General features: G+C 62.3%; 10 protein-coding genes. 9 read left to right on the forward strand and 1 reads right to left on the reverse strand.

Features of this window, described 5'->3' with window-relative positions:
- The first annotated feature begins 43 nt into the window (after nucleotides 1–43).
- From treS to treY, 6 genes are all read left to right on the forward strand, one after another.
- Nucleotides 44–3,454: a maltose alpha-D-glucosyltransferase gene (treS, locus tag V0R37_RS05475; protein ID WP_420373534.1), complete on the forward strand. Its 3,411-nt coding sequence runs from the start codon at nucleotides 44–46 to the stop codon at nucleotides 3,452–3,454.
- A 92-nt stretch (nucleotides 3,455–3,546) separates the two neighbouring features.
- On the forward strand, nucleotides 3,547–5,409 hold the full coding sequence (gene glgB, locus V0R37_RS05480) for a 1,4-alpha-glucan branching protein GlgB (RefSeq protein WP_420373645.1): 1,863 nt from the start codon (nucleotides 3,547–3,549) through the stop codon (nucleotides 5,407–5,409).
- Entirely contained in the window at nucleotides 5,409–7,523 is a 2,115-nt protein-coding gene (glgX, locus tag V0R37_RS05485; protein ID WP_420373646.1) for a glycogen debranching protein GlgX, read from the forward strand. The genes glgB and glgX overlap by 1 nt, the downstream gene beginning before the upstream one ends.
- Entirely contained in the window at nucleotides 7,516–9,405 is a 1,890-nt protein-coding gene (treZ, locus tag V0R37_RS05490; RefSeq protein ID WP_420373535.1) for a malto-oligosyltrehalose trehalohydrolase, read from the forward strand. Before glgX ends, treZ begins: the two co-directional genes overlap by 8 nt.
- Nucleotides 9,402–11,519 (forward strand): 4-alpha-glucanotransferase, encoded by a 2,118-nt coding sequence (gene malQ, locus V0R37_RS05495; RefSeq protein ID WP_420373536.1) that lies wholly within the window; start codon nucleotides 9,402–9,404, stop codon nucleotides 11,517–11,519. The genes treZ and malQ overlap by 4 nt, the downstream gene beginning before the upstream one ends.
- The gene (treY, locus tag V0R37_RS05500; RefSeq protein ID WP_420373537.1) at nucleotides 11,516–14,200 is read left to right on the forward strand and encodes a malto-oligosyltrehalose synthase; all 2,685 of its coding nucleotides are present in this window, start codon (nucleotides 11,516–11,518) and stop codon (nucleotides 14,198–14,200) included. The genes malQ and treY overlap by 4 nt, the downstream gene beginning before the upstream one ends.
- Here the strand turns inward: treY and V0R37_RS05505 are convergent.
- Nucleotides 14,191–15,480, reverse strand: a complete 1,290-nt coding sequence (locus V0R37_RS05505) for a Glu/Leu/Phe/Val family dehydrogenase (protein ID WP_420373538.1) — start codon at nucleotides 15,478–15,480, stop codon at nucleotides 14,191–14,193. The two genes, treY and V0R37_RS05505, sit on opposite strands and share 10 nt — an antisense overlap.
- Before the next feature lie 381 nt (nucleotides 15,481–15,861).
- Between V0R37_RS05505 and V0R37_RS05510 the strand changes: the two genes are divergently transcribed.
- Genes V0R37_RS05510 through V0R37_RS05520 form a run of 3 tightly spaced genes read left to right on the forward strand, consistent with a single transcriptional unit; the run spans nucleotide 15,862 to nucleotide 18,796 of the window.
- Entirely contained in the window at nucleotides 15,862–16,581 is a 720-nt protein-coding gene (locus V0R37_RS05510) for a phosphoadenylyl-sulfate reductase (RefSeq protein WP_420373539.1), read from the forward strand.
- An 11-nt stretch (nucleotides 16,582–16,592) separates the two neighbouring features.
- A complete protein-coding gene (cysD, locus tag V0R37_RS05515) occupies nucleotides 16,593–17,501 on the forward strand; it encodes a sulfate adenylyltransferase subunit CysD (RefSeq protein ID WP_420373540.1) in 909 nt (302 codons plus the stop codon).
- A complete protein-coding gene (locus tag V0R37_RS05520; protein WP_420373541.1) occupies nucleotides 17,501–18,796 on the forward strand; it encodes a sulfate adenylyltransferase subunit 1 in 1,296 nt (431 codons plus the stop codon). The genes cysD and V0R37_RS05520 overlap by 1 nt, the downstream gene beginning before the upstream one ends.
- The last annotated feature ends 76 nt before the right edge of the window (nucleotides 18,797–18,872 follow it).

Consider the following 18,872-nt stretch of genomic DNA (forward strand, 5'->3'; position numbering starts at 1 on the left):
CTACCGCTACCCGTCGCGCAACGGGGCAATGACAGAGGGCTTCATGACCCAGGCAGTAAAAGACAGATCAGAACAAGCGCATGACCCGCTCTGGTACAAAGACGCGGTCATCTACCAATTGCATGTCAAGTCGTTCTTCGATGCGAACGATGACGGCCAGGGTGATTTCGCCGGACTGATCACGAAACTGGATTACATTGCCGGCTTGGGTGTCAATACGGTCTGGCTGTTGCCGTTCTACCCGTCCCCCCGGCTTGACGATGGCTATGACATTGCCGAGTACCGCGGCGTGCATGAGGATTACGGAGCGCTTCCCGACGTCAGGAAGCTCATACGCGCCGCGCATGCGCGCGGTTTGCGCGTCATTACCGAGTTAGTCGTCAACCATACCTCGGACCAGCATGCCTGGTTCCAGCGCGCGCGGCGCGCCAAGCCGGGCTCGGCGGCCCGGAATTTCTATGTCTGGTCCGATAACGATCAGGCCTATGCGGGCACACGCATCATTTTCTGCGACACCGAAAAGTCCAACTGGACGTGGGATCCCGTCGCGGGCGCTTATTTCTGGCATCGTTTCTATTCGCACCAACCCGATCTGAACTACGACAACCCTCGGGTGCTGGAAGCGGTGATCGGCGTCATGCGGTTCTGGCTCGACATGGGTGTGGACGGCTTGCGGCTGGATGCCGTGCCCTATCTGGTCGAGCGCGAGGGCACCAACAACGAGAACCTGCCGGAAACGCATGAAATCCTCAAGCGCATACGCGCCGCCCTGGACCAGGAATACCCTGATCGCATGCTTTTGGCCGAAGCCAATCAATGGCCCGAGGACGCGCAAGAATACTTCGGGCAGGGCGATGAATGCCACATGTCCTTTCATTTTCCATTGATGCCGCGCATGTACATGGCCATTGCCCGGGCCGATCGGCTGCCGATCACGGACATCATGCAGCAGACGCCCGAGATTCCTGAGGGCTGCCAATGGGCAATTTTCCTGCGCAATCACGACGAGCTGACCCTGGAGATGGTAACCAGCAGCGAACGCGATTATTTATGGGATGTCTATGCCGTCGACCGGCGCGCACGCATCAACCTGGGAATACGGCGGCGCCTGGCGCCGTTGCTGGAGCGCGACCGGCGCCGCATCGAACTCATGAACAGCCTGCTGCTTTCCATGCCGGGCACACCGGTGCTGTATTACGGAGACGAAATCGGCATGGGCGACAACATTCACCTGGGCGATCGCGACGGCGTCCGAACGCCTATGCAATGGAGTCCCGATCGGAACGGCGGGTTTTCGCGGGCGGATCCTGAAAGACTGTCGCTGCCGGTCTTGATGGGCCCTTTGTACGGCTATGAGGCCGTCAACGTCGAAGCCCAGCAGCGCGACCCGCATTCCCTGCTCAACTGGACGCGGCGCATGCTGGCCAAACGCCAGCAAACCCATGTTTTCGGCCGTGGCAGCTTGCGCTTTCTATTTCCGGGAAACCGGAAGATCCTGGCCTATCAGAGAGAGTATGAAGGAACCGCGCTGCTGTGCGTCGCCAATCTCTCCGACGCTTCGCAGCCGGTCGAACTGGATTTGGCCCCCATGGCCGGCAGGGTGCCCATCGAGTTGCTGGGCGGCACGCCTTTCCCCACCATCGGGACACTGCCCTACCTGCTCACGCTTCCCCCTTATGGCTTTTATTGGTTCGAGCTGAGCGATAGCGCCGCCCCGCCCGCCTGGCATGCGAGCAGCCCGCCGCAAATGCCGGAATACGTGACTCTGGTGTTGCGCCGAAAGACGGGATATCAATTGGTGGAAGGCTCGCGCAAAGCCTTGTGCAATCAGGTCCTGCCGCTTTATTTTGAGCGCCAGCGATGGTATGCCGGCGGGCGGGCGCCCGATTCCGTCGAGATCGCGTACATCGTTCCGCTATCGTCGAGCGCCGCCGATCACGGCGAGCTGTTCCTGGCCGAGTTCGATGTCCCGGGAGATGATGGATCGCAACGTTATTTCCTGCCGCTGGCCTTGATATGGTCTGAAACGATCGATGGCATGCCGGCCCAGTACGCAATGGCCCGAGTACGCAGGGGCTCTGAGCTGGGTCTGGCCACCGATGCCTATTCCCTGCCGGACTTCTCGCAAGCCTTGCTGGAGAGCTGGCGGAAAGAGCGGCAGATATCCATCGATGTCAGCCGCGGACGGTCCCTGCTGCATTTTCGGGCGGAACCTGGGCTGCAAACCATGGACTGGCCGGAAGACCTGACCGTGGACTGGTTTCACGGCGAGCAGTCCAATAGTTCAATGCTGCTGGGCAGCCTGGCTGTCCTGAAGTTGTTGCGCCATGTCACGGCCGGCGTGCACCCGGAAGCTGAAATGACTCGTCAATTGACCTTGTTGGGCTATGGCAATTCCGCCGCATTGCTTGGAGAGCTCGTGCGCGTGGATGAGGATGGAACTCCGCATACGCTGGCCCTGCTGCACGCCCGCATACCGAATCAGGGCGACGCCTGGGGCTGGACGCAAGATTATCTGAAGCGTACGCTGGAAAATGCCGCGCTGATCGGTGAAAGCCAGGCCGACTACCGCGAAGACTTATTGGGTTATACAACGATCGCCGCGACGATAGGGCAGCGCCTGGCACAGTTGCATGCGGTGCTGGCCTTGCCTTGCGACGATCCGGCTTTCCAGCCTGAAAAGGCCGGCAAGGACGATGCGCAGGCATGGGCGAAAGATATCCGGGATCTGTTCAATGCCGCCATGAAGGCCGCCGCTGCTCGCAGATCCACGCTTTCCGAGGCGGGAGTCCTTCAACTTGATGAACTCAAGTCTTTGAAGAAAGCATTGATGGAAGAGATCGGCATCCAGGCACTGGCGCTGGCCGGCACGATGCGAACCCGCATTCATGGGGACTTTCATCTGGGCCAAGTGCTTATTTCCCAGAACGATGTTTATCTGATCGATTTTGAAGGTGAGCCGGCGCGTTCACTGGAACAGCGCCGTGGGAAAAGCTGTCCATGGCGCGATGTGGCCGGCTTGCTGCGCTCCTTCGATTATGCCTGCGCCGCCTTCCTGGCATCGGATGCCGCCGCGGAACCCATAGGCGCGGATTCCGCAATGGCCGAAGGCGGCGGCCTGGCCCCCGCCGCCATGGGAGGGGCCGCCCTTCCACAGCAAAGGCGCATTCTCCTGGAACAGTTCTGCACCAGCGCCACGACATCGTTCCTGGACGGCTATCGGCAAGGCGTCCGGGACACGCAGGATCATCCCGCTGATGAAAGCGCTCCTGCCAAACCCGTCATGGAGGGTGGATCCCTGCTGGAGCTGGCCTTGTTGGAGAAGGCCACCTACGAAATTTGCTACGAAGCGGCGCACCGCCCCGACTGGCTGGGCATTCCGCTGGAAGGCTTGCTTCGTGTCGCCCGCCGCCTGCTTGCGGGACGAACCGAACAGGGCAAGGACAAGGGCTAACCATGAAGCGGGAAACCACGAAATCATCCAGGGACGACACACGCGGCCCCAGCCAGGCCGGCAGGGAGGGCGCGCTGCTGGGCGAGCTGGATATGCATCTCATCGCGGAAGGGCGCCACTGGCAGTTGGCGGATTGCCTGGGAGCGCATGCCATGGCGGTGGAAGGAATGGAAGGCACCCGCTTTGCCGTGTGGGCGCCCAACGCCCGCCGCGTCGCCGTGGTGGGTGATTTCAACGATTGGGACGGGCGCAGGCATCTCATGCGCTTGCGCCCCGAGTGCGGCGTATGGGAATTGTTTATTCCCGAAGTAGGCGCGGGAGCCCTGTACAAATTTGAATTGTTGGCGGCCAACGGCGAACTGCTGGCATTGAAAGCCGACCCCCTTGCCCGTCAAACCGAGTTGCCGCCGGCCACGGCATCCGTGGTGCCCGAGCCCGCCGACTTCCGATGGACCGATGGCGATTGGATGGCCGGGCGCGAAGCCAGGCAGCGGGCGGATGCGCCGATCTCCATCTATGAAGCGCATCTGGGTTCCTGGATGCATCCGAAGGAAGAAGGCAGCCTTTGGTCTACGGTAGGCCCGCGCCTGATCGAGCATGCGGCGCGCATGGGCTTCACCCATCTGGAACTGATGCCGATTACGGAGCATCCCTTCGGCGGTTCCTGGGGCTATCAGCCCCTGGGCATGTTCGCTCCTTCGGCCCGCTATGGGACGCCCGCCGAATTCGCCGGCTTTGTGGATGCTTGCCATCAGGCGGGCCTTGCCTTGATCCTGGATTGGGTCCCCGCGCATTTTCCGTCGGATCCCCATGGCCTGGCCTGGTTCGACGGCACGGCGCTGTATGAGCATGCCGACCCCAAGCAAGGCCTGCATCCCGACTGGGACACGTTGATTTACAACATGGGCCGCAACGAGGTGCGCAACTTTCTGCTGGCCAGCGCGCTGGAGTGGCTGCGGCGTTATCACGTGGACGGCTTGCGGGTCGATGCGGTGGCGTCCATGTTGTATCTGGATTACAGCCGCGAGCCGGGACAGTGGACGCCCAATCGTTACGGCGGACGCGAGAATCTCGAGGCGGTGGATTTTCTTCGGCAGTTGAACACCGATGTGGCGCAGGCATGTCCGGGAGCGATCATCATCGCGGAGGAGTCCACCGCCTGGCCGGGCGTGACCCGGCCCGCAAGCGAGGGCGGGCTGGGCTTCCAGTACAAATGGAACATGGGCTGGATGCATGACACCTTGCGCTACATGGGGCACGATCCGGTGCATCGCCGCTACCACCATCACGATATGACTTTCGGCATGATATACGCCTACTCCGAGCGTTTCATCCTGCCGCTATCGCACGACGAGGTCGTGCACGGCAAAGGATCGCTGGTTGGCAAGATGCCGGGCGACCGTTGGCAGCGCTACGCCAATCTTCGCGCCTACTACGGATTCATGTGGGCGCATCCCGGCAAGAAACTGCTTTTCATGGGCGGCGAGCTTGCCCAGGAAAGCGAATGGAATCATGATGCGCAGCTGGACTGGGGAGCGCTGGGCGACAGTTTGCATTCCGGCGTGATGGACTTGCTGCGTGATCTGAATATGCTGTATCGGAATACGCCGGCGCTTTATGGGGGCGACGCGGTCCCGGAAGGATTTGCGTGGGTAGTGGGCGATGACGATGCCAACAGCGTGTTTGCGTTTCTACGCCGACACAATGGACAGACGGCGCTGGCCGTCAGCAATATGACACCGGTGCCGCGCATGGCATACGGGATAGGCGTGCCCATTGCGGGACGCTGGTCGGAGCGCCTGAATACCGATGCCCAAGCCTACGGCGGATCCGGGGTGGGCAACGCCGGGTCGGCCGACACGATTGCGCAGCCCATGCATGGGTACGGGCAGTCGCTGTCGCTTTCGCTGCCGCCTCTGGCGACCTTGATTTTCATAGCGGAAGGTAAGTCATGATGAACGGTTCCTTGCCTGATCGCCTGGCTTCAGGACTACCCTACCCGCTGGGGGCGATCAGCGATGGGTTGGGCGTGAACTTTGCCGTATTTTCGGCCAACGCCAGTAAAATCGAATTATGCATTTTCGATGCCAGGGGCCGCAAGGAACTGCGTCGCTATACCCTGCCCGAATGCACCGATGAGATCTGGCACGGCTATCTGCCCGACGCCGAGCCCGGCCTGCTGTACGGGTATCGCGCATATGGCCCTTACGATCCCAAGCGGGGCCATCGTTTCAATCCGCAAAAGCTCCTCATCGACCCTTATGCGCGCAAGCTGGATGGGCCGCTGCGCTGGTCGGACGCACTGTTCGGCTATCGTGTCCAGCATCCCAAGGGCGACCTGAGCCTGGATCGGCGCGATTCCGCCGCCCTGGTGCCCAAATGCGTGGTCACGGGCGAGAGCTTCAATTGGGGCGGACAGAGCCGTCCATGCACGCCATGGGCGGAAACGGTTATCTATGAGGCGCATGTGCGCGGCGTGTCCATGCGCCGCGACGATCTGCGGCGCGAACTGCGGGGCAGTAGCGAGGGGCTCGCCAATCCGCGTTTCATCGACCACCTGCACAAACTGGGTGTAACGGCTATCGAGCTCATGCCGGTGCACGCCTTCCTGCAGGACCACTTCCTGGTTGAGCGCGGCTTGCGCAATTATTGGGGCTACAACACACTGGCCTTTTTCGCGCCCGAACCGGCTTACCTGACTCATGGCAAGACCAACGATTTGCGCATGGCGATCCGCCGCTTGCAAAGCGCCGGAATAGAAGTGATTCTGGACGTGGTCTACAACCACACGGCGGAGGGCAACGAGCTGGGGCCCACGCTATCCTGGCGCGGGCTGGACAATGCCAGCTACTACCGCCTGATACCGGGCGAGGAGCGCTACTACATCAACGACACCGGCTGCGGTAACACGGTCAACCTGTCTCACCCGCGCGTGCTGCAAATGGTGATGGACTCGCTGCGCTACTGGGCGCAAAGCTATCGTATCGACGGCTTCCGCTTCGATCTTGGCGTTACGCTGGGGCGCGAGGGAACCGGCTTCGACCAAGGCTCGGGATTCTTCGATGCCATAGGCCAGGATCCCGTCCTGTCGCGCCTGAAGCTGATTTCCGAGCCCTGGGACACGGGTCCCGACGGCTATCAGCTGGGCAATCATCCGCCCGGCTTCGCGGAATGGAACGATAAGTTCAGGGACGGCATCCGCCGCTTTTGGGTGGGAGAGGCCGGTTTGCGCGGCGACCTGGCCGGATGGCTGATGGCAACGCCCGATATCTTCGACAGGCGCCATCGCCGGCCTTGGGCATCCATTAACTTCCTGGCTTCGCACGACGGTTTTACGGCCAGGGACGTGGTCAGCTACAACGATAAGCATAACGAGGCCAATGGCGACGAGAACGCCGACGGGCATGGTGAGAACTTCAGCAACAACTGGGGCGAGGAAGGCCAGACGAAAGACCCGGCTATCCTGGCTTTGCGCGATCGGGTCCTGCGTTCCATGCTGGCCACCGTGTTCTTCTCTAATGGCACGCCGATGTTGCTGGCGGGCGATGAGTTCGGCAATAGCCAGGGCGGCAACAACAATGCCTATTGCCAGGATAACGAGACATCCTGGCTGGACTGGGCGCAGGCGGCGGAGCCCGCGGGGCGCCGGCTGACGGCCTTCGCTGGGAAACTGGCCGCGCTAAGGCGTGCGCACATGTCCGTGCGCATGCCGCGCTTCATGGACGGCGGCGAGGAAGTCCTGCCCGGCGTGGCGCGAGTTGCGTGGTTCGACATGGATGGGCAAGCCATGAGCCCCGAAGCCTGGGAGTTCGCCGAGGGGCGGGTCCTGGGCATGCGGCGCGCCTGCCCTGCGGGCGATATGATCGACCTGTCGCTGTTGCTGGTCAATGCGGGAGACGACGACATCGAGTTCCAGCTGCCAGCGCCGGACTACGCCTGGATTCGCGAACTGGATTCGGCCCATCCCGATGCATTGTCCGGTCCGGTGAAAGGCGGCAGCGTGATCGTTTGCGCCCATGGCCTGGTCTTGCTGGCCGCGACGGTTGATGTGGAGCGCCCTTATGCTTAGGACCCAACCCACGGGCAAAAAGTCACGGCCAGCCTACCGGTGCGCGGCGAGCACCGCGCCAGACAGCGGTTTCGATTACGCCTTCGGCGCAGTATGTATCGGAGGGGGGGCGGTACGCTTCCGCATATGGGCGCCTGGGGCCCGGCAGGTTTGCCTGGAGCTGGCCAGCCAGCCTCCCCGGCCCATGGAGACGTCCGGGCAGGGGTTTCACGAGCTTATTTGCGCCTGCGCGCCGGGCACGCGCTATCGATATCATATCGATGGCGTTTTGCGCGTGCCCGACCCGGCTTCGCGGCTGCAGGACGGCGATATTCACGATGCCAGCATCGTCGCGGATACCAGTGCCTATCCATGGCGCAATAATGATTGGCTCGGGCTGCCATGGAAGCAGACGGTGCTGTACGAAATCCATGTTGGGCTGGCCGGCGGCTTTCGGGGTGTGCAGGAGCGGCTGGCCGATCTGTCGGAATTGGGTATTACGGCCATCGAACTCATGCCGATAGCCGACTTTCCGGGGCCGCGCAATTGGGGCTACGACGGTGTTCTGCCGTATGCGCCCGATTGCGCCTACGGCAGCCCCGACGATCTGCGGCTGCTTATCGATACGGCGCATTGCATGGGCATACAGGTGTTCCTGGATGTGGTCTACAACCATTTCGGCCCTGAAGGGAATTATCTGCCCAGCTATGCGCCCGAGTTTTTTCGGCAAGATCGGGTCACTCCATGGGGTCCGGCGATCGACTTTGGCAGAAGTCAGGTGCGCTCTTTCTTTGCCGAGAATGCGTTGTACTGGTTGCGGGAGTATCGATTCGACGGTTTGCGCCTGGATGCTGTGCATGCCATCTCCGATCCCGATTGGCTGCCGGAAATGGCAAGCTTCGTCCGTAGCCACCTGGACCCGGAGCGCCACGTTCATCTGATTCTGGAGAACGACGATAACGCGGCGAGCCTGCTGAAGAAAGGCTTCGACGCTCAGTGGAACGATGATGCGCATCATGTGCTGCACCGCATTCTGACGGGGGAAAGCCACGGGTATTACGCCGCCTATGGCCAAGACTGCGCGAGCGAACTGGGCCGCTGCCTGAGCGAAGGCTTCCTGTATCAGGGCCAGCCCAGCGCTTGGCGTGGCGGCCGGCCCCGCGGCGAATCCAGCGCCGGCCTGCCCCCTTCGGCGTTCGTGTTCTTTCTGCAAAACCATGATCAGATCGGTAATCGAGCCTGCGGTGAGCGCCTATTGACGCTTTGCGGCAAGAAAACGGAGGGTCTGCGAGCGGCCATCGCCCTGCAATTGCTGACGCCGCATATCCCCTTGATCTTCATGGGCGAAGAGTACGGATCGACAGCGCCATTTCTTTATTTCACCAGTTTCAAGGATCCCGCGCTGGCCAAGGCCGTGCGCGAGGGGCGGCGCAAGGAATTCGCCGCTTTTCCGCCCTTCTCCGATCCGCGCGCAAGAGATCGCATACCCGATCCCAACGATGTGGATACCTGGGAGCACTCATGGCCCTTTTCGGGCGCGCGGGATGCACAGGGCAAAAAGTGGCGCGAGGGGTACCGGACGCTGTTGGCCGCGCGCCGTGAGTTCGTCAGCCCTTATCTGGAAGGAGCGCAGAGCTTGCCGGCCAGGGTAACCGGATCGCTTGCGCTGTTGGCGGCTTGGCGGTTGAGCGACGGCGGGCTGCTGCGCATTTATTGCAATCTGTCGGCGGACGAAGTAACACTGGAACAAGGCATGTCGGCAGAGGAACGGATTTTCTACGCGGTTGGCGACCATGCCGGCCGCAGCTTGCAAGATGGACGCATGGCCGCCTGCAGCACCGTCGCGACTATGGAGCGGTGCGTGGACCCCGAGGCCGGCCAAAACCATGGAGCGGCGGCGTGAGCCGGCCTGTGAACGGCGATGCCGCACTGCTTGCACTGGCGCAAGCGGCGGGGCTGGACACGCAGTGGACCGATGTATTTGGTAAACGGCATCAGGTGCGCGATGAGATCCTGCGAAAGATGCTGGTCGCACTGGAACTGCCTTGCGGCTGCTCCGCCCAGATCAGTGAAAGCCGGAGCTGGCTGGAGCAAGAGGCACGGCAGGCCGTCGCCCGCATGGTTATCGCCCAGGCGGACGAGGCGCCCGTATTCGCACATACAGGCTCCACGGCTTATCGGCTGGCACTCGACGGAGGCGGACAATGCAGCGGGTCGGCAGAGCACGCCGGGAACGGCTTGCTGCGGATAGCACCGGTAAGCCGCCCGGGTTACCACGGTTTGTCTATCGGTGATTCTGAGCTTGTATTGGCGGTGAGCCCGCCGCGTTGTCCGTCTGTCGAAACGCTGGCCGGCCACCCAGGCCGTCATTGGGGCGTGGCCGCACAGGTCTATAGCCTGCGCGGCCAGCCTGCCGGCCATTATTCACTGCTTGCCCGATTGGCGGAACACGCTGGCAGGCAGGGCGCCGCAGCTGTGGCGATCAGTCCGGTCCACGCCATGTTCAGCGCGGCTCCCCAGCGATTCAGCCCCTACTCCCCATCCAGCCGACTGTTCCTGAATGCGGCGTATATCGATCCGGCGCACGTTCTGGGCAACGATGCCTTCCTGCAGGCTTTGGATCAGGGCGAGCGCGAAGATGGATATCGTATGGACGAGGACGCATTGCGCATCGATTGGCCGCGGGTACTGCCACAGCGCCTTCGGCTGCTCAGACGCATGCACGATAATTTCCGCAGGCGCGGCGGCAAGTCGCTGCTTGAAGATCTGGAGAAGTTCTCGCGGGAAGGCGGCGAGGCCTTGGAAAGCCATGCGCGATTCGAGGCGCTGCATGACCGCCATGTCCTGGATTTCGGAGCGGAAAGCGGCTGGCAAGATTGGCCCGAAGACTTTCGCGATCCATCCAGTCCGGGTCTGCGCGCCTATGCCGCCGCGCATGAAAACGAAGTCCATTTTCACGTGTTCCTGCAGTGGCTGGCGCACAAGGGCATGCAGGATGTTCAGCGCGGCGCTCGCGTTGCGGGCATGCCCATAGGCTTGATTACCGACCTAGCCATAGGTACCGATCCGCGCGGCAGCCACGCCTGGAGCCGGCAGAAGGAAATCCTAGCCGGGGTGTCGGTCGGCGCTCCGCCCGATTTGTATCAGGCGCTGGGCCAGGACTGGGGCTTGACCGCCATGTCGCCGCGCGCTCTGCGCGATACCGGCTACGCGGCCTTCATCGAAATCCTGCGCGCGGCATTCCGGTATGCGGGCGGCGTCAGAGTCGACCACATACTTGGTTTGGCACGCATGTGGCTTGTCGCACAGGGGGAGTCTCCCGCCGACGGCGCCTATCTGCGCTATCCGCTGGATGACATGCTGCGCCTCCTGGCCCTGGAGGCATGGCGGCACCAGGCCGTTGTCGTGGGTGAAAACCTGGGCACAGTGCCCGAGGGATTCAACGAACGGCTGCGGGAGAAAAGCATGCTGGGCATGAGCGTACTGTGGTTCCAGCGGGACGGCCAAGCGGGCGAGGGTGGAGAGCCCGCTCCGTTTTCCTTGCCCTCGCAATGGCCGTCCTGGACGATGGCCATGCCCACGACTCACGATCTGCCTACGATAGCGGGCTGGTGGCGTGGGCGCGATCTGCACTGGCGCGAGCGGCTGGGGGAGGCGCCGGAGCACGGGCAATGGTCCAAGGCCGCGCACTGGCGCGAAGGCGAGAAAAAGGCCTTGTGGAACGCCATGCAGGCGGCGGGTTGCCTTCCGGTTGCGGCCGCGAACCCGACGGCCGAGGTGCCGCGCGACGCCGTCCTTGGCTTTGTCGCGAGTACGCCCAGCCCCTTGGTCATGGTGTCGATGGAAGACTTGCTGGGCATGGAGGATCAGCCGAATCTTCCCGGCCATACCGGCACCGGCGTAGCGGCTCATCCCAATTGGATGCAGACTCTGCCCATGAGCGTGGAGCAGATATTCACCGATAGAGGCGTAGTGTCCGGCATTGCCGCGATACGCCGGGCCAGGGGCGAGGCATGAGCATCCCGCGCGCCACCGTCCGCCTGCAATTGCATGGCGGCTTCACACTGAATGATGCGCGGGCCCAAGTGCCCTATTACGCGCAACTGGGCATCAGCCACTTCTATCTTTCCCCCATTACCCAGGCGCGGCCGGGCTCAATGCACGGTTACGATGTCATCGATCATTCGGTCGTGAATCCCGAGCTGGGTGGCGAGCCGGCATTGGTGGCGCTGTCCCAAGCCTTGCGTACACAGGGCATGGGGCTGATTCTTGATATCGTTCCCAACCACATGGCGGCGCATCCCGGCAACGCTTGGTGGTGGGATGTGCTGCGCCTTGGCGCCGCCAGCCCGTACGCGCGGTGGTTCGACATCGATTGGCAGCCCGCCGATCCGGCCTTGCGCGGCAAGATACTGGCCCCCTTTTTGCCTGAGCCTTACGGAAGCTGCCTGAGCAAGGGCGATATTGAGTTGATCTTCGACGAACGGGCCTCTTCGGCAGAGATAGAGGCTTGCGGCATGCGCTATCCGATTGCTCCCGATACCCTGCGGCTTGCGGGCATGGATGCCTCGGCGGCGCGCAGGCATTACGACGGCAGGCATGCGGATGGACGCCAGCGCTTGCATGCCTTGCTGGAGCGCCAGAACTATCGTCTGGCGTGGTGGGGTTGCGCCGCCGATTGCATCAATTGGCGCCGATTTTTCGAGATAAGCGAACTGATAGGCGTCTGCGTGGAACGGCCGGAAGTGTTCGATGCCGTTCACTCCCTTCCATTGCGTCTTTATGCCGAGGGTCTGGTGGACGGCTTGCGCATTGATCATGTCGATGGCTTGGCGCGGCCTCTGGATTATTGTCACGGCTTGCGCGCCGCGCTGGATGTGCGCAGCCCGCTGCGGCCAGTCGGTCTTGCGGTGGACCGGCCGTGGCTGATTGTGGAAAAAATCCTGGCGCCCGATGAGGTTCTGGGAGAAGACTGGCAAGTTGACGGCAGCACCGGCTACGACTTCATGGACCAGGCCGGCGCCGTCCTGCACGATCCAGCCGGAGAGGCCGCCCTATCGCGAGAATGGAACGGCATCGCCGGCGGCGAGCGTCCGGCGCGGGACTATGTGGCAGAGGCGCGCTGCCTGATGCTGCGGCGGCATTTCGTGGCCGAGCGCAAGGGCTTGTTGAAGGTACTGTCCAGTCTTGCGCAGGCGGGCGTTGACTCCAGGGACTGGACGACCGAAGCGCTGGGCCGCATGCTGGATGAACTGCTGATAGCCTTTCCGGTGTATCGCAGCTATGCCGGCGAGAACGGCAGAAACGAATCCGACGCCCGTCTGCTGGCATCGCTCGTGGAGCAGCTGAAGAACCGATTGGCGCTGGACGAAAACGAATACCGGTTGCTACGCTGGCTGGACAACTGCCTGGGGGGTATCGCGCTTTCGACGGACGACGCCGTGCCGGGCGTATCGCCGCGGGTGCTGCAGCGCGAAGCCGTTCGGCGATTCCAGCAGTTGACGCCGCCGCTGGCGGCGAAATCCGTCGAAGACACCGCTTTCTATCGCTTTGGCCGGTTGATTTCGCGCAATGAGGTCGGCTCCGACCCTGATGTGTTTGCAATATCGCCCGATATGTTTCATCGGCGCAATGTCTGGAGGGCCGACCACGCTCCGCATTCCCTGTTGGCGACGGCCACGCACGATCACAAGCGGGGAGAGGATGTGGGGGCTCGGCTGGCCGTCATCAGCGAAATTCCCGATGCGTGGGCGACGGCCTGCCATCGATGGATGCATTGGTCCGGAACCGCCCGCGTACCGGGATCCACAGCGGGCTTGGCGCAACGCTACATGCTGTTTCAGACCATGGTTGGGGCTTGGCCGATTGATCTGGATGCGGACGATGAGGCCGGCGTGGGCCGCTATGTGCAGCGCCTGCGGGAATGGCAAATCAAGGCAATGCGCGAAGCCAAGCAGGATTCGAGCTGGTTCAAGCCGAACCTGGCGCGGGAGGAAGCCGCCCTGGAGTTTCTGGATAGCCTGCTTCCGGGCAAGGCGCAGCACGGGCTGCTGTGCGACATCGCCGGATTTGCCGCCCGGTTGGCGCCGGCGGGCGCCGTCAACAGCCTGGCGCAACTGGTATTGCGGACAATGTCGCCCGGCGTGCCGGATTTGTACCAGGGGACGGAGTTCTGGGATTTCAGTCTGGTGGATCCCGATAATCGCCGTCCGGTTGATTACGCGCGCCGCCACGCCGCCCTGCAAGCCCTGAACGGCGGTCCATCCGATATTTGCGCGATGCTGCCAGACTGGAAAACAGGGCGCATCAAGCAGGCCTTGCTGGCGCGCCTGCTGGAAGTGCGGCGTCAATTTTCGCAGGTATTCTCGTCGGGAAAGTATATTCCGCTGCCCGTGCAGGGAGCGCGCCACGCGCATGTGCTGGCCTTCATGCTATGCAGCGGGGAGCGTCATGTATTCGTGCTGGCGCCGCGCCTGGTATCGGGCGGCGTCGACATGGCTTCTGGCCGCGGCCTGCCGGCGATAGCGCCGGACTTCTGGGAAGAGACGGCGCTGGTGCTGCCGCGCCGTTATCTGGGCGCGGCGCTGCGCGATGTTCTGCGGGGGACCGCCGCATATGGCGGCCCCGACGGCACCCTAAGGCTGGCCGGCGTACTTTCCGGCCTGCCTGTCGCGGTGCTGGCGTCCGATCAGGGGTAGAGCCCGCGCACTTCGCGCGATTCCAGGATGCGGGTGCAGGCCGTGATGAAGGCGGCCGTGCGCTGGCTGACCTGGTGCTCTTTGGCCACCGCGGATACCGACGAATAGGCGGCTCGCATCATGGCTTCCAGGCGATGATTGATTTCGGGCTCGGTCCAGTAGAAGCTGGAGAAGTCCTGAACCCACTCGAAGTAGCTGACCGTGACGCCGCCCGCATTGGCCAGCACGTCGGGCACGATAAGCGTGCCGTTCGATGTCAGGATGTCGTCGGCTTCCGGCGTGGTCGGTCCGTTGGCGCCTTCGATGACGATCTTGGCGCGCACCGAGTTGGCGTTTTGCTCGTTCAGTTGGCCTTCCAGCGCTGCCGGAATCAGGAGCTCGGTTTCGAGCGCCCAGAATTCGGCCGGCGTCAGGTTTTCGGCCTCGGGGGCGCCGGCAATGCCGCCATGCTCTTCCGAATGCTTCAGCAAGGCCAGCACGTTCAGGCCGTTGGCATTATGCAGGCAGCCCGTATGGTCCTGGATGGCGATGACCTTGGCGCCGGCTTCATAGAACAGCCGGGCGGCGGTGCCGCCCACGTTGCCGAAGCCCTGTATCACCACCCGGGCGCCTTCGATGGGTACGCCGGCGTCGCGCGCCGCTTCGCAGCCGACTACGTATACTCCGCGGCCGGTGGCTTCGACGCGGCCCAGGCTGCCGCCCAGTGAAACCGGCTTGCCGGTCACGACGCCGGTGGTCGTGGCGCCTTCATTCATGGAATACGTATCCATCATCCAGGCCATGGTTTGCGCATTGGTGTTGACGTCCGGCGCGGGTATGTCCTTGTGCGGTCCGATGATCACGCCGATCTCGCTGGTATAGCGGCGTGTGATGCGCTCAAGCTCGCCCCGCGAGTAGTTGCGGGGATCGATGCGTATGCCGCCCTTGGCGCCGCCGAAAGGCAGATTCACCGCGGCGGTCTTGACCGACATCCAGGCCGCCAGCGCCATGACTTCGGACAGGGTGACGTCCTGGTGGAAGCGCACGCCCCCCTTGCCCGGGCCGCGCGTCGTGTTGTGCTGCACCCGGTACCCCTCGAAGTGGGCGATGGTGCCGTTGTCCAGTTCGACGGGCACGTCCACGATGAGCGAGCGTTTCGGGCGTTTCAAGGTTTCAACCCATTTGGCAAGCTTGCCCAGGTAGGGCGTAACGCGCTCGACTTGCTCCAGATAAATGCCCCAGGGGCCCAGGTCATTGGAATTCAGATAAGAGGGAAGAGCATGCGTCGGGTGTTCTGACATGATGTGGACCTTAGCGTAAAGAAGAAAGCGAACTGGAATGCGCCAGGCACCGCCCGGCCGAATGCGGTTATTTTAGTGCGAGAGCTTACTACGTCCCCGATTAATAGTTAATTCAATTAATTGGGGACGTATCAAAAGGGCCCCGGCCGCCGTTTTCGCCGCCGGACTGGACGATTGTGCTACCGGATCACGCCCGAGGCAAGGCTGGGCTTGATCCGGCATGAGCTTATGTCCATTTCTATTAATGGCTGCCGGTGATAACTACCCAACTATTAAGTCGTTCCAAAGCGGGCGCGGCCGCGTCAGACTGTGTGCTTTATTTGCCTGTTGGCGCGAACCCCGGACGGCGGGGCGGCGTAGTGGGCGCAAGTCGAGCGAACCATGAGCGCAATTCTTTCTTCGGTGCCCGAGCCTGCCCTGTCAAGCTCGTGGGCCATATTGCAAGCCGCCCTGGAACACATTGCCGATACGCATCCGGATGCGGTGTTCGCCTCGTCCCTGGGGGCCGAGGATATGGTCCTGGCGCATGCCATATTCGCCGCAGGCCTGCCCATCCAGGTATTCACATTGGACACCGGCCGCCTGCATGCGGAAACCCTGGCACTGATACAGCTTATCGAAGACCGGTATGGCGTCGCGGTAAGGCGCATCCAGCCGGATCCCGCGTCAATCAAGGCGCATGTCGATGCCCACGGCGCTTATGCCTTTTACGAGAGCATGGCCTTGCGCAAGGAGTGCTGCGCCTTACGCAAGGTCGAGCCTCTACGGCGCGCCCTGCAAGGACATTCCGCATGGCTGACAGGGCAGCGCCGCTCCCAATCACTGACCCGGACGGAGCTGCCGGAGTCGGAGTTCGACCCGGTTTTCGGCTTGTGGAAGTACAACCCGCTAGCGTCCTGGACACAGGAAGAGGTATGGAGCGTCATCAGGCGGTTTGGAATCCCCTACAACCCCTTGCATGACCGAGGATATCCATCGATAGGCTGCGAACCCTGTACCCGCGCGGTACGTCCGGGCGAAGACGAGCGGGCCGGGCGGTGGTGGTGGGAGCAGAAGCAGTCCAAGGAATGCGGCCTGCATGCGGGCAATTTGAAAGATTGAAAAGGAAAGCCATGGGCGATATCTCCTCAAGAACACATCTGGACTGGCTGGAATCGGAAGCCATATATATCTTGCGCGAAGTGGCGGCCGAGTGCGAACGTCCGGTGCTGCTGTTTTCGGGCGGCAAGGATTCCGTGGTGCTTTTGCGTCTGGCCCAAAAAGCTTTTCACCCCGCGGGCTTTCCGTTTCCCCTGATGCATATCGATACCGGCCATAATTTCAGCGAGGTCATCGAATTTCGCGACAGGCGCGCGGCTGAACTGGGCGGGACGTTGATCGTGCGCAAGGTCGAGGACTCCATCGCAAGGGGAACTGTGGCGCTGCGCAAGGCGACGGACTCGCGCAACGCGGCGCAGGCCACCACCCTGCTCGAAGCGATCGAGGAGTTCGGCTTCGATGCCTGCATAGGCGGCGCGCGCCGCGACGAGGAAAAGGCCCGCGCCAAAGAGCGGGTGTTTTCCTTTCGCAACGAGTTCGGGCAATGGGATCCCAAGGCGCAGCGCCCAGAGCTCTGGAACCTGTTCAACACCAAGGTGCATCCCGGCGAAAACATGCGCGTATTTCCGATTTCGAACTGGACGGAACTGGATGTGTGGCAATACATCGCACGCGAAAAACTAAGCCTGCCCTCGATCTATTATGCGCACGAACGTCTGGTGGTGCAGCGCAACGGCCTGCTGGTGCCGGTGACGCCCATTACGCCGCCCAAGGCCACGGAAATCCCCGAAATCCGGACGGTGCGCTTTCGCACCGTGGGCGATATTTCATGCACCTGCCCGGTGGCGTCCGTAGCCGCCACCCCCGAACAGATCATTGCCGAAACGGCCATCACGACCATTACCGAGCGCGGAGCCACGCGCATGGACGATCAGACGTCCGAGGCCTCTATGGAACGCCGGAAAAAATTGGGATACTTTTAATGAATGCAATCAACGAATCATGGGTGTCCGCCAGCGGCACCGACGTGCTGCGCCTGATCACCGCCGGTTCGGTGGACGATGGAAAATCCACACTGATAGGCCGTCTTCTATATGACAGCAAGGGCGTATTCGCGGACCAGTTGGCGTCCATTGCCCGATCCAAGTACAAGCGCACCCAAGCCAGCGAAATCGACCTGGCCCTGTTGACCGATGGGCTGGAAGCCGAACGCGAGCAGGGCATCACCATTGATGTCGCCTACCGCTATTTTGCCACGCCGCTGCGCAAGTTCATTGTGGCCGATGCGCCCGGACACGAGCAATACACCCGCAATATGGTCACTGGAGCATCCACGGCGCAAGTGGTCATCATTCTGATCGATGCCAGCCGCGCCGCCGATGGCCAGTTGCTGCCGCAAACCAAGCGCCATAGCGCGCTGGCGCAATTGCTGGGCTTGCAGCACGTGATCGTGGCGGTCAACAAGATGGATCTGGTGGGCTGGGACGGCCAGGTTTTCGAACGCATAGGCAAGGCCTATGCGGACTTGGCCCAAACGCTGGGCATACCCAGCTTTCATGTGGTTCCGATCTCCGCCCTGAAGGGCGACAATGTGGTTGACGTGTCGGGAAATACGCCCTGGTACGATGGCCCGCCCCTGTTGTCCTTGCTGGAAACCCTTCCTGTGGCGGCGGCCGACACGAGCGTTTCATCGCGCTTTTTCGTGCAGTGGGTCATACGCCATGGCGGCAGCCAGCGGGAGGATTTTCGCGGCTATGCGGGGCAGTTGTCGGGCGGCGCGCTGAAGGTCGGCGACGAGATAAAGGTGCTGCCTTCGGGCCTGACGGCCAGGGTGGCGCGGCTGCTGCGCGGCGCTGATGACCTTTCCTTTGCCGCGGGCGGCGATAGCGTAACCCTGGTGCTGGACCGGGACATCGATGTGTCGCGAGGTGATCTTGTCGTTCCGGCGGACGCTCAGCTTAGAGTGGTCAGGGAGTTCGACGCCGAGCTGTGCTGGCTGGACCAGCAGGCCTTGAATCCGGCCCGCCAGTATTGGCTGAAGCAGGGGACCCGGCTGACCCATGCGCGGATCAAGGCGGTCCATACCCGTCGCGACATGCATGCCTTGCAGCATGTGCAGGCCGGCGACATCCTGAACATGAACGACATAGGCCATGCGACGCTGGTGTCGCGCGATCTGCTGGCGCTGGATTCCTATGCGGGGAATGCGGCCACGGGAGCGTTTATCCTGATAGACGCCGCTACCCACCAGACTGCGGCCGCGGGCATGGTGCGTTGATGGACGGAATGGCGGAAAAGGGGTAGCCCGTATTCTAAAAATGATTGATCCGTTGCATAATCGCAAGCGTAAATAG

Origin of the sequence: Pollutimonas rozaliensis (genome assembly GCF_048751585.1) — a bacterium.
Lineage (GTDB): Bacteria > Pseudomonadota > Gammaproteobacteria > Burkholderiales > Burkholderiaceae_B.